The 12,182-nt window shown below is 59.2% G+C and carries 9 protein-coding genes; 6 read left to right on the top strand and 3 right to left on the bottom strand.

All coding sequences use genetic code 11. The annotated features are described in order from the left end of the window. Positions 1 to 154 precede the first annotated feature (154 nt). Both thpD and JIF53_RS04945 read right to left on the bottom strand, forming a co-directional pair. A complete protein-coding gene (gene thpD, locus JIF53_RS04950) occupies positions 155 to 1,090 on the bottom strand; it encodes an ectoine hydroxylase (RefSeq protein ID WP_011787293.1) in 936 nt (311 codons plus the stop codon). Between the two features lie 195 nt (positions 1,091 to 1,285). Continuing rightward, entirely contained in the window at positions 1,286 to 3,106 is a 1,821-nt protein-coding gene (locus JIF53_RS04945; RefSeq protein ID WP_199451960.1) for an acyl-CoA dehydrogenase C-terminal domain-containing protein, read from the bottom strand. Between the two features lie 310 nt (positions 3,107 to 3,416). Between JIF53_RS04945 and JIF53_RS04940 the strand changes: the two genes are divergently transcribed. Genes JIF53_RS04940 through JIF53_RS04930 form a run of 3 tightly spaced genes read left to right on the top strand, consistent with a single transcriptional unit; the run spans position 3,417 to position 8,197 of the window. Then, positions 3,417 to 3,929, top strand: coding sequence for a DUF3833 domain-containing protein (locus JIF53_RS04940; RefSeq protein WP_374730301.1), 513 nt, complete (start codon positions 3,417 to 3,419; stop codon positions 3,927 to 3,929). 23 nt (positions 3,930 to 3,952) lie between these two features. After that, positions 3,953 to 5,047, top strand: coding sequence for an efflux RND transporter periplasmic adaptor subunit (locus tag JIF53_RS04935; protein ID WP_199451958.1), 1,095 nt, complete (start codon positions 3,953 to 3,955; stop codon positions 5,045 to 5,047). Positions 5,048 to 5,050: 3 nt separating this feature from the next. Next, the gene (locus JIF53_RS04930; protein WP_199451957.1) at positions 5,051 to 8,197 is read left to right on the top strand and encodes an efflux RND transporter permease subunit; all 3,147 of its coding nucleotides are present in this window, start codon (positions 5,051 to 5,053) and stop codon (positions 8,195 to 8,197) included. Positions 8,198 to 8,221: 24 nt separating this feature from the next. Here the strand turns inward: JIF53_RS04930 and JIF53_RS04925 are convergent, their stop codons facing one another. Then, positions 8,222 to 8,386 (bottom strand): hypothetical protein, encoded by a 165-nt coding sequence (locus tag JIF53_RS04925; protein ID WP_199451963.1) that lies wholly within the window; start codon positions 8,384 to 8,386, stop codon positions 8,222 to 8,224. A gap of 386 nt (positions 8,387 to 8,772) precedes the next feature. Here JIF53_RS04925 and mnmG point away from each other — a divergent pair, with 386 nt between their 5' ends. From mnmG to JIF53_RS04910, 3 genes are read left to right on the top strand one after another with little or no spacing between them, the layout of a single operon-like run. Next, positions 8,773 to 10,659, top strand: coding sequence for a tRNA uridine-5-carboxymethylaminomethyl(34) synthesis enzyme MnmG (gene mnmG, locus JIF53_RS04920; protein WP_199451956.1), 1,887 nt, complete (start codon positions 8,773 to 8,775; stop codon positions 10,657 to 10,659). 1 nt (position 10,660) lies between these two features. Next, entirely contained in the window at positions 10,661 to 11,305 is a 645-nt protein-coding gene (gene rsmG / locus JIF53_RS04915) for a 16S rRNA (guanine(527)-N(7))-methyltransferase RsmG (protein WP_153739689.1), read from the top strand. Between the two features lie 23 nt (positions 11,306 to 11,328). Beyond that, positions 11,329 to 12,123 carry a ParA family protein gene (locus tag JIF53_RS04910; RefSeq protein WP_014423140.1) on the top strand — a complete coding sequence of 265 codons (795 nt, stop codon included), beginning with the start codon at positions 11,329 to 11,331 and terminating at the stop codon, positions 12,121 to 12,123. The last annotated feature ends 59 nt before the right edge of the window (positions 12,124 to 12,182 follow it).

Here is a 12,182-nt window from a genome sequence, read left to right as displayed (position 1 = left end):
GTTGATGGATCTGACCCAAGTACGAACCGGCATCCCTGTCCCCGAGTTCAGGGCAAGTTAATGGCATGAGCCGTATACGTGGTCCGTATGTACGGTTCTGTGAGAGGGATGAGGCGGTAACGCCTCACCCTACTCGCTGTTATTGGGCCATCGCTTAACCAGTGCGGCGCAGATCCGGTGAACGAACCGGGCGCAGGGCCTCGGTATGGCTGCGATTGCCCAGAAAGTCGGGCCGCGGTTTGTTGCCGCAGAATGGCTGTTCCAGACGGTTTTCCACACTGTTGTAGACGAAGAACAGATTGCTGCGGGGCCAGGGTGACATATTGGCATTGGAGGCATGCAACGTGTTGCACTCGAATATGATCAGAGAGCCCGCTGGCCCGGTAGGCGCCTGGATGCCGTACTGATCGGCCATCTTCTGCAGGTCCTGCTCGTTGGGGACCCCCAGCTCCTGCTTTTTCAGTGAGGACTGGTAGTTGTCCTCGGGCGTGCGGCCGACACAGGGCACAAACGTTTTGTGGGAGCCGGGAATCAGCATCAATGGGCCGTTGAATGGTGTGTTGTCGGTGAGGGCGATGGAAAAGCTGACGGCCCGCATGCGCGGCATACCGTCCTCGGCGTGCCAGGTCTCGAAATCCGAATGCCAGTCAAAGCCCTTGCCGTGGAAACCGGGTTTGAAATTGATGCGTGACTGGTGGATGTAGGCATCACTGCCCAGTAGCTGGTGCACCATATCCAGCAGGCGGGACTCCCGGGTCAGTCGGTCGAAGCGATCAGACAGTTCGTGGATCCCGAAAATAGAGCGGATTTCCTGCTTGCCCGGCTCAGTAATAGTGCCTTCGGAACGCAGGATGCTGTCGTCATTCTCATAGGCTCGCAGGTCGTCCCGGAAACGTTTGACCGTTTCCTGATCCAGAAAGTTGTTAAATACCAGAAAGCCGTCCCGTTCATACCGGGCCAGTTCAGTTTCGCTCAGCGGCCCATTGTGGCGGTCGGTTCCCTGGCTGTGGATAACCGGGTCCTTGCGCTCGAAACTCTCTGCCGGGCGCTCGAGGCGGGTGGGATAAAAGTCGTCAGTACGATTGTCCATTTTCGAACCTCCTTCTTTTATACGCGAGAATGGTGATGTCTCTAAAAGTCGTTAAACCTCAGTGCATTGTGAGAAAAGTGGTAAGGCAGGGGGAAAGTTGAGGTCGTATCAACGGGATTTCAACCCCGGTTTCCGGATGGTCATGAACAGGCAAAAATGTCCCGGGCAGCGCCCGGGACGGGAAAATACCGGAGGTTAACCGGTAAAGGCCATCTCTTCCGGCGCCACCTGCATGAGGTTGCGGGTCGGGCTCAGCATGCTGGTGGCGTGGGCCTGGGCCCGGGGCAGCAAGCGCTCATAATAGAACTCGGCGGTCGCCAGCTTGGTGCGGTAAAAGGCGTCAGATTCATCGCCGCCGTTTTCCAGTTTATCGCTGGCCACCGCCGCCTGGCGTAGCCACATATATGCCATGGTCACGTAGCCGCTGTACATCAGGAAGTCGTTGGCGGCGGCGCTGACCACGTCGCGATCCTTGCGTGCTGCCAGCATCACGCGCACGGTCAGCAGGTTCCATTGGGCGGTCAGTTTCAGCAGCTCCACCGCCATCGGCCGCAGTTGTTTGTTGGTCAGGTGCTTGCGGGCAAAATTGGCCACCTTGAGGGTGAATTCCCGCACTGCTCCGCCCTGGGTCATCAGTAAGACCTTGCGCCCGAGCAGGTCCAGGGCCTGGATGCCGGTTGTACCTTCGTACAGGGTGGCAATACGGGTATCCCGGACAATCTGCTCCATACCGTGTTCGCGGATGTAGCCATGACCGCCGAACACCTGCATGCCCAGATTGGTGGCCTCACAGCCCAGCTCGGTCAGGAATCCCTTCAGGATTGGCGTCAGGAAGCCGAGTTTGTCGTCATATTTCTCAACCTTGGCGGTATCGCCAGCGGTATGCGCTTCCACCATATGGTCCGCGATCTTGGCGGCGTAATAGAGCATGGAGCGGCCGCCTTCGGCGATGGCTTTCTGGGTCAGCAGCATACGCCGGACATCGGCATGGTGAATCAGGCTGTCGGCAACCTCATCCGGCTCTTTCTTGCCGGACAGCGCCCGCATGGAACGGCGCTCCTTGGCGTAATCCAGAGCCCACTGATAGGACAGCTCGGCGGGGCCAACCCCCTGAATTGCCGTACCGATGCGGGCTGTGTTCATAAAGGTGAACATGCACTCCAGGCCCTGATTCTCCGGGCCGATCAGATAGCCGGTGGCGCCATCGAAATTCATCACACAGGTGGCCGAAGCCTTGATGCCCATTTTCTTCTCCAGCGCGCCGCAACTGACGGCGTTGCGCTCACCGACACCACCCTGGGCATCGGGCAGGAACTTGGGCACGATAAACAGGCTGATGCCTTTGGTGCCTTTCGGGGCATCCGGCAGACGGGCCAGCACGATGTGAACGATGTTTTCGGTCAGATCGTGCTCACCTGAGGAAATGAAGATCTTGGTGCCTGTGAGTTTGTAGCTGCCGTCGGCCTGGGGTTCGGCCCGGGTTTTGACCTGGCCCAGATCGGTGCCGCACTGGGGCTCGGTCAGGCACATGGTGCCGCCCCAGCGGCCTTCGGTCAGTGGCACCAGATAGGTCTGCTGCTGTTGTTCATCGCCGTGCAGGTAAATGGTATTCATGGCCCCCAGGGACAGGCCCGGGTACATGGAAAAGGACCAGTTGGCGGTGCCCATCATTTCCTGCTTCAGCAGGCCCATGGACGCCGGCAGGCCCTGGCCACCGAATTCCTCCGGCGCCGACAGTCCCTGCCAGCCGCCCATCACATATTGCTTATAGGCGTCTTTATAGCCTTTGGGTGTAGTCACTTCACCGTTTTCCAGGTGGCACCCTTCTTCGTCGCCGGACTGATACAGCGGGCTCAGCACCTCTTCGCAGAAACGGCCGCATTCGCTCAGAATGGCGTCGACAATGTCGGGCGTGGCGTTCTCACCGGAGGCCAGTGTCTGGTAGTGCCGCGGGTAATCGAATACGTCATTGAGCAGGAATTTCATGTCCCTCAGGGGCGCTTTATACACAGGCATAGCCAGTCCTCACATGCATTGATCATCCGGAATTGGTTGGGCCAGAAAGGCCACTGTGTGTGCAGTTGTACGGTATTCCCGGCGGGCTGCCATTGACGGAAAGCGCTGGTGCTGATGTCAGAATGGACAATTGGCTGAAATGACGGTTGGGCCCGGGGACTGATCGGGCACGGTCATGGGACCGTAATGCTGTAAACGTTCTGTTGCTATCCGGTAGTCGCCAAGGAGTGTAAAAGTCATGCAAACGCAGCCTTTCCCCGGTCTTTTCCGTAGTCTTCGAAGCGGTGGTCTTATACTGTTAATGACCCTGATGCTGGCAGGGTGTGCCGGGCCGAATCTGGAGGATTATCAGGGCCAGGCACCGGAGCTGGTGCCCTCGGAGTTTTTCCGGGGCGAACTTTCGGCCCGGGGTGTGGTCAAGGACTACGCCGGCCAGGTTATCCGTACCTTCGACGCAGACATTGTGGCCAGTTGGGATGAAAACGGTGTCGGTACGCTGGATGAGGTGTTCCGTTTCAACGACGGCGAGGTCCAGACCCGGATCTGGACGCTGACACCGGACAACGGCAGCTATCACGCCAGCGCCGGCGACGTGGTGGAAGCCGGCACCATGCGCTGGCAGGGCAACGCCATACACATGAATTATGTCCTGCGGGTGGCATACGGCGATGGCACGATCGATGTCCGGATGGACGACTGGATGTACCTGGTTACTCCCGACACCCTGATCAACCAGACCACCATGAGCAAGTGGGGTGTCGATGTGGGTGAAGTGGTGTTGGTGATTCAGAAACATGAAAGCGGGGCTGTCCCGCAGAACTGAACTCGGAAAGGTTTGCGATACCCATGTGGAAGCAATGGCTGATTGCGGTGGTACTGGTTGCAGCGGGTGCCGGAAGTGCGGTGTTCTTTTTGGCGATGGATTCCTCGTCCACAGAACAGGCCGGTGAGGAGCCGAGGGCCAGCAAAGTCAGTGCAGTGGCGCCCAAATTGCAGCAGGTCAGGGATGAGATTCGTTCGGTGGCCAACCTCAAGGCACTGAATGCCGTGGAACTGACCACCGAAGTCACCGGTCGGGTGGTGCAGATCAACCTCGAACCCGGACAGAAAGTATCTCAGGGCGATGTCCTGTTACGTCTCGACGATCGTCAGGCCCGTGCTGATCTCCAGGTGATTGAAGCCCAGCTGGCCGATGCCAGGCGGCAACTGGAGCGGGCCCAGCGTTTGCGCTCCAACAATAGCGTGTCCCAGTCCCAGGTGGATGAACTGGTCACCGCCGTGAGTGTGGCTGAAGCCCAGCGACAGGCTGCCCGGGTGCGGCTGGAAAACCATCGCATTGAAGCGCCGTTCTCCGGTGTGGTGGGCCTGAGCGACATCAGCGTGGGGGCATATCTGCAAGCGGGCACCACCATTACCACGCTGGACACCACCGATCGAATGGAAATGGGTTTTGCGGTTCCGGAACGTTTTGTCGGCCAGGTTCGGGTAGGCCAATCGGTGATTGCCTCCTCGCCGGCATTCCCAGACGAGGTCTTCCGGGGAGAGCTGGTGGAACTCGCCACCCGCATCAGCGAATTGAGCCGAACCCTGTCGGTGCGAGCCATTATCGATAATCCGGACGGTCGTCTGCGGCCGGGCCAGTTCATGTCGGCGTCACTGACCCTGCAGGAACGGGAAGGGCTGGTGATTCCGGAGCAGGCAGTGATGATTCGTGGCGACGACAAGTATGTGTTTGTTGCCGAAGACGGCGTGGCACGCCGGGTATCGGTGGCGACCGGTTCGCGCATGCCCGGTCTGGTGGAAATTACCTCTGGCCTGACCCTGGACGATGCCGTGGTAGTAACCGGGCAGGATCGCCTGAGTACCGGCGACCGCATTGAAGTACAGAGTAACGACCAGGCGATTCCGGAAAACCGGTTTGCCCGGACCGTGGAGTCCTGATCCATGGTGCTGTCCGATGTCTCCATCAAACGCCCGGTGTTTGCCACCGTTCTGAGCCTGCTGATTGTCGTATTCGGCGTGGCCGCCTTGCTGGGCTTGCCGGTTCGGGAATATCCGGATATTGATCCGCCGGTGGTTTCGGTGTCCACCGATTACACCGGCGCTGCGGCGGAAGTGGTCGACACCCAGATTACCCAGGTGATTGAAGGGGCCATCAGTGGCATTGAAGGCATTCGCTCCATCGAATCCTCAACCGAACAGGGTGAATCCCGAACCTCCATAGAATTTGATACCTCCCGGGATGTAGACATTGCCGCCAACGACGTACGCGATGCGGTGTCCAGGGTTCTGAACCAGTTGCCGGATGAGGCCGATCCCCCGGTGGTTCAAAAAGCCGATTCCGATGCCCGGCCGATGATGTGGATAACTCTGATCAGTGACGTCTGGGACAGTGCCGAACTCAGTGACTTCGCCGATCGGGTTCTGGCCGACCGGTTATCGGTTCTGGACGGTGTTGCCGATGTCCGGATTGGCGGTGAACGCCGTTACGCCATCCGGGTCTGGCTCGACCGCACCCGCCTGGCGGCCCGCAACATAACCGTTGCTGAGGTGGAGCAGGCACTGCGGCAGAACAACGTGGAGTTACCGGCCGGTTCAGTGGACTCCTCCACCCGCAACTTTACCGTGCGCGCGGAAGGGCGGTTGTCCAATGTGGAAGATTTCCGCAATCTGGTGATCCGCCGGGATGGCAACGACCTGTTGCGCCTGGGCGAGGTTGCCAATGTTCAGGTCGGGGTGGAATCGGATGTTGGTCGTTTGCGGGCCAATGGCGAAACCGCTATCGGGATGGGGGTAATCCGCCAGTCCAAGGCCAACACGGTAGCGGTGTCGGATGCGGTGAAGGCGGAGCTGGTGAAGATTCGCGAGACCTTGCCGCCGGAAGTGCGTATTGCCGAGAGCTATGACGAATCGGTGTTTATCCGGGCTTCGATCAAAGAGGTTCTGACCACGCTGGCGATTGCGGTATCGCTGGTGATACTGGTTATTTTCCTGTTCCTGCGCTCCTGGCGCGCAACCCTGATTCCGGCGGTCACCATTCCGGTGGCGGTGATCGGTGCGTTTATTGGCCTGGGTTTCCTGGGCTTTTCCATCAACGTACTTACCCTGTTGGCCATCATTCTGGCCATCGGCCTGGTGGTGGACGATGCCATTGTCATGCTGGAGAACATCCAGCGTCGCATTGATGAAGGCGAACCACCGTTGCTGGCGGCCTACCGGGGCGCCAAGCAGGTGGCTTTCGCGGTGATCGCCACCACGCTGACTCTGGTGGCGGTGTTTGTGCCCATCTCGTTCATGGGCGGCAACGTGGGCCGGTTGTTTGCGGAATTCGGCTTCACCCTGGCTGCCGCCGTGGTGGTCTCCAGCCTGGTCGCTCTGACCCTGGCGCCGATGCTCTGTTCCAAGTGGCTCCGGCACAGTCCCGAAAGTGCCGAGGGGCATCGGCTCTGGGCCTTCAGTGAGCGCATCCTGAACGGCCTCACCCACGGCTATCAGAGAATGCTGCGGTTTTCCCTGAACCAGCCTGGGCTGTTGCTCGGGCTCGGTATCGTCGGGCTGATTGTGGCGGTGGTGATTTTTCCCCGTTTGCCCCAGGAACTGGCCCCGACCGAAGACCGCGGCGTAATCATTATGCCCGTCAGCGCGCCCCGGGGTTCGACGGTTGAATTTACCGATCACTTTGTCAAACAGGCCGAAGAGCGACTGTTGCCCTACCTGGATGACGGTATCGCCGAGCGTTTCCTGTCCATCGTCGGATTCCGGGATGAAGAAGACAATGCCTTCATGATCATGGGGTTGGTGCCCTGGGAACAGCGGGAGATCAAGCAGCAGCAGGTCACCACCGAGATTCGCGACAAGCTGTCTGACATTTCCGGGGTGCGGATCAGTGTCATTAACCCGCCGGGGCTGGGCCAGCGCGGCTTCAATCAGCCAGTGGAGTTTGTCATTGCCGGCCCCGACTACGAGTCGGTGCAGGCCTGGAGTGAGGAGATCGTTGAACGGGCAAAGGAAAACCCGAATCTGCTGAATGTCGACACAGATTTTGAGCTGACCCGGCCGGAACTGAAGGTCAACATTGACCGCGACCGGGCAGCGGATCTGGATATCACCATCGAAGACGTAGGCCTCACCCTGCAGACCATGCTCGCTTCCCGGCAGGTAACCACCTATCTGGATCGGGGCCGGGAATACGACGTCATTATCCAGGCGGACGATGCCGACCGGGCCACGCCCGGTGATATGGAGCAGATCTTCCTGCGGCCTCGGGCAGGTGGGGAACTGATTCCGCTCAAGGCTCTGGTATCTGTGGAAGAGATCGGGGCCAATCCGGATCTGCGCCGGATTGACCGGCTGCCGGCGGTGGTGGTGAGTGCGTCCCTGGCCGAGGGCTATGACCTGGGTTCAGCGCTGACCTACCTGAATAACCTGGCTGTGGATAACCTGCCGCCGGAGGCCCGGCTCAGTTACAAGGGCCTGTCCCAGGAATTCCAGGATTCCTCGGCGGCCATCTACCTGACCTTCGGGCTGGCGTTTATTATCGTGTTCCTGGTGCTAGCGGCCCAGTTCGAGAGCTGGATCCACCCGCTGATTATCATGCTGTCGGTGCCGCTGGCGGTGACCGGTGCGCTGATCGCGCTGGCCTGGTCGGGCATCAGTCTGAACATCTACAGCCAGATTGGCATCATCATGCTGCTGGGACTGATGGCCAAGAACGGCATTTTGATCGTGGAATTCGCCAACCAGCTTCGGGACAAGGGCTACGAGGTGAAAGAAGCCATTCTGGAAGGCGCCAGCCTGCGCTTCCGTCCGGTACTGATGACCACCATATCTACGGTGTTCGGGGCGGTTCCGCTGGTGATTGCCACTGGTGCCGGGGCCGAGAGCCGGGCGGCTATCGGCATGGTAATCCTGGGTGGCCTGATTTTCGCCACCACCCTGACTCTGTTCATTATCCCGGTCTTGTACAACCTTCTGGCCCGCTTTGCGAAATCCTCGAACGCGGTGGAGCAGGAGCTGGAACGCCTGGCAGCGGGCCCATCTGGCGGTAGCAGCTCGGCGGCGATGCCACAGCGCAAGGCGGACGATTTCTGAACCCCACCGGGTGAAATCCCGGTATCAAAGGGTGTCCGGGAACAGAACCTGACCGTCCAGGACTTCATCCGGGTGGATATCCACGCAGAAGATCCGGTGGCCTTGGGCCAGACGAGCGCGCTGGCGAGCCTGCGTGGAAACTGGCCCTTTGTTGGTGCACTTGCGTTCAGGGGTACCGGTTTTTTGCACCGTATATAGGCGTTCGGTAAAAACGCTGTGGATAATTACTGGGATAATTTGCGAATAATGCCAGAGTAATTTAATTAAATTTATATTTAACAAATAGTTATCGACGTTTTTGGCTGTAAGTGAAGGCATCAATTGTGTGGATAACTTTTTGAAAACTTTTTTGAACAATGTATGACAAGGCTATGAAATCCTGAAACTTTCGGAATTTCCTTATCCTGTACGAACCCTGTCAGAGAGCGGCGTCGCACTGATCATCGGCCAAGGCCAGCCGCCAGGGTTTTTATTCACCTCGTTGCTGGTTAAAATTTGCACATTCTGACTGCAATTTCCCGGGCGAGGCGTTATACTCGCCGCCCTGTTTTTTTCCCCGATTTCCGAGGTGTAGTGTGGAGTTTCCGACCCGTTTCGATGTCATTGTCATTGGTGGTGGCCATGCCGGTACTGAAGCCGCCCTGGCGGCAGCGCGTATGGGTTCGCAAACCCTGCTGCTGACCCACAACATTGAGACTCTGGGGCAGATGTCCTGTAACCCGGCCATCGGTGGCATTGGCAAGAGCCATCTGGTGAAGGAAATCGATGCCCTGGGCGGCGCCATGGCCCGGGCCACCGATCAGGCAGGCATCCAGTTCCGGGTCCTGAACAGCCGAAAGGGCCCGGCGGTGCGTGCCACCCGTGCTCAGGCGGACCGGATTCTGTACAAAGCCGCCATTCGCCATATGCTGGAAAACCAGCCCAATCTGACCCTGTTCCAGCAGGCGGCCGATGACCTGATTGTGGAAAACGACCAGGTGGTGGGTGTGGTGACCCAGACTGGCATCCGCTTCAACGCTAAAACCGTGGTTTTGACCACCGGTACCTTCCTCGGTGGCGTTATCCACATCGGTATGCAGAATCACGCCGGTGGTCGCGCTGGTGATGCGCCGGCCAATGCCCTGGCCAAACGCCTGCGGGAGCTACCGTTCAACGTTGGCCGCCTGAAAACCGGAACACCGCCGCGCATTGATGCCCGCACCGTGGATTTCTCCGCGATGCAGCAGCAGTGGGGAGACGATCCGACACCCGTGATGTCGTTTATTGGCAGCCGTGACGAACATCCGGAGCAGATCTGCTGTTACGTGACCCGCACCACGGAAGAAACCCACGACATTATCCGCAGTGGGTTTGATCGCTCGCCCATGTTCGCTGGCAACATCGAAGGCGTGGGCCCGCGCTATTGCCCGTCCATCGAGGACAAGGTCAACCGCTTTGCCGACAAGGATTCGCACCAGATTTTCGTCGAGCCCGAAGGCCTGACCACCAACGAGCTGTACCCGAATGGTATTTCCACCAGCCTGCCGTTTGATATCCAGCTCAAGGCCGTGCGCTCGATTCCCGGTTTCGAGAACGCCCACATCCTGCGCCCGGGCTATGCCATCGAGTATGACTACCTGAACCCGCAGGACCTGCGCCACACCCTGGAAACCAAGTTTATCCAGGGCCTGTACTTTGCCGGTCAGATCAACGGCACCACCGGTTACGAAGAAGCCGGTGCCCAGGGCTTGCTGGCGGGCATCAACGCCTCGCTGCGGGCCCAGGATAAAGAAGTGTGGTACCCCCGCCGGGATGAGGCCTATCTGGGCGTACTGGTGGACGACCTGATCACCATGGGCACCCAGGAGCCCTACCGTATGTTTACCAGCCGTGCCGAATACCGGCTGATCCTGCGGGAGGACAACGCCGACCTGCGCCTGACCGAAACCGGCCGCAAGCTGGGCCTGGTGGACGACGAGCGCTGGCAGAAGTTCAGCGAGAAGTGCGAAGGCATTGCCAAAGAGCGTAGCCGCCTGGAAAGCACCCGTATCCATCCGAACACCGAGGCGGGCGAGCGAGCCAATGGCTACCTGAAACAGCCGATGACCCGTGACCAGTCTCTGGCGGAGCTGCTGCGCCGTCCGGAGATTGTCTACGATCACATCGCCGAGATCGGGGCCGAACGGGCGGAGGACCCGAACGTAGCCGATCAGGTGGAAATCGAGATCAAATACGAAGGCTACATCTCCCGCCAGGCGGATGAGATCGAGCGCCTGCGCAAGAACGAGAACACCGCATTGCCGCTGGATCTGGATTACGACGTCATCGGTGGCCTGTCCAACGAAATCAAGCAGAAGCTCAAGGACGTGCGCCCGGAAACGGTGGCTCAGGCGTCCCGTATCCAGGGTGTGACCCCGGCGGCGGTCAGCCAGATTCTGGTGCATCTGAAAAAGCGCGACCTGTTGAAAAAGCAGAGCGCCTGAGATGAGTTATCCACAGTGGCCCGGCCAGCTTCGGGACGGCCTCGCGGCCATGAACCTGTCTTTGTCCGACAGCCAGCAGCAACAGTTGCTGGCTTTTCTGGCTCTGCTGAACAAATGGAACAAGGCCTACAACCTGACCGCCGTGCGGGATGAGCGGGTCATGGTCTCCCGCCAGTTGCTGGACAGTCTGAGCATCCTGCCCTGGGTGACCACAGACCATTTGCTGGATGTGGGCGCCGGCGGCGGCCTGCCGGGTATTCCGCTGGCCATTGTGTTCCCGGAAAAACGCTTTACCCTGCTGGACAGCAACGGCAAGAAAACCCGATTCCTGAATCAGTGTGTGCTTGAGCTCGGGCTGGACAACGTTGAAGTTATCCACGGCCGGGCGGAAGACTGCCAGCCCGATCAGCCCTTCTCCCAGATCAGCAGCCGGGCCTTTACCGCGCTGGAAAACCTGGTGACCTGGTGTGGCGGTCTGCTCGCGAATGACGGCGAGTTCCTTGCCATGAAAGGCCAGTATCCGGATGATGAAGTAGCTGCCCTTCCGGCGGACTGGCAGGTAGAATCCAGCCATTCCCTGACCGTCCCCGGAGCCGACGGTGAACGGCATTTACTGATCGTCGCCCGGGCTGAACGACACCGGTAACCCTCAACAGCAGGAGGCAAAGCATGGCGCGCGTGATTGCAGTGACCAATCAGAAAGGCGGTGTGGGCAAAACCACCACCTGCGTCAATCTTGCCGCGTCTCTGGCGGCCACCAAGCGCCGGGTGCTGCTGGTAGATATGGATCCCCAGGGGAATGCCACCATGGGCAGCGGTGTGGATAAAAATTCCCTGGAGCTGTCCGGATACGATGTGCTGACCAAACGGGCTACGCCGGCGGACGTGATCGTCCACGCTGAAGCCTCCGGTTTTGATCTGCTGCCCGCCAACGGTGACCTGACCGCCGCCGAAGTGGAGCTGATGAACGAGATTGGCCGGGAACACCGGTTACGGCTCACCCTCAACACCGTTCGGGAAAACTACGACTACATCCTGATTGATTGCCCGCCTTCGCTCAGTCTGCTGACCGTGAATGCCCTGTCAGCGGCGGATTCCGTGCTGATCCCGATGCAGTGTGAATATTATGCCCTGGAAGGGCTGGCGGCGCTGATGAACACCGTCCAGCAGATTCAGGAAACGGTCAACCCCAATCTGGAGATTGAGGGTATCCTGCGCACCATGTACGACCCCCGCAACAGCCTGACCCTGGATGTCTCCGGTCAGCTCAGTGAATATTTCGGCGACAAGGTGTACCGGGCGGTGATTCCCCGTAACGTCCGGCTGGCAGAAGCGCCCAGCTACGGCATGCCGGCACTCAAGTATGATCGGGTGTCCAAAGGTGCGGTGGCTTATCTGGCGCTGGCTGGCGAGATGGTACGCCGGCACGGATCGAAAAAGACATCGCCCGCGGTTGCGGTGTAACATAGATCGCCGTCAGGCAACCATGCACCCACTATTTCAACAGGAAGAATGACAACTAC

Origin of the sequence: Marinobacter sp. bablab_jr008 (assembly GCF_016464145.1) — a bacterium.
Lineage (GTDB): Bacteria > Pseudomonadota > Gammaproteobacteria > Pseudomonadales > Oleiphilaceae > Marinobacter > Marinobacter nauticus.
Note: the sequence above shows the minus strand (reverse complement) of the source record. Positions and strands in the feature narration are given on the sequence as shown.

Coding starts and splice junctions, on each gene's coding strand:
- JIF53_RS04910 (WP_014423140.1), top strand. CDS start 11,329: ATGGCGCGCGTGATTGCAGTGACCAATCAGAAAGGCGGTGTGGGCAAA.
- JIF53_RS04940 (WP_374730301.1), top strand. CDS start 3,417: ATGCTGGCAGGGTGTGCCGGGCCGAATCTGGAGGATTATCAGGGCCAG.
- JIF53_RS04945 (WP_199451960.1), bottom strand. CDS start 3,106: ATGCCTGTGTATAAAGCGCCCCTGAGGGACATGAAATTCCTGCTCAAT.
- rsmG (WP_153739689.1), top strand. CDS start 10,661: ATGAGTTATCCACAGTGGCCCGGCCAGCTTCGGGACGGCCTCGCGGCC.
- JIF53_RS04935 (WP_199451958.1), top strand. CDS start 3,953: ATGTGGAAGCAATGGCTGATTGCGGTGGTACTGGTTGCAGCGGGTGCC.
- JIF53_RS04930 (WP_199451957.1), top strand. CDS start 5,051: ATGGTGCTGTCCGATGTCTCCATCAAACGCCCGGTGTTTGCCACCGTT.
- thpD (WP_011787293.1), bottom strand. CDS start 1,090: ATGGACAATCGTACTGACGACTTTTATCCCACCCGCCTCGAGCGCCCG.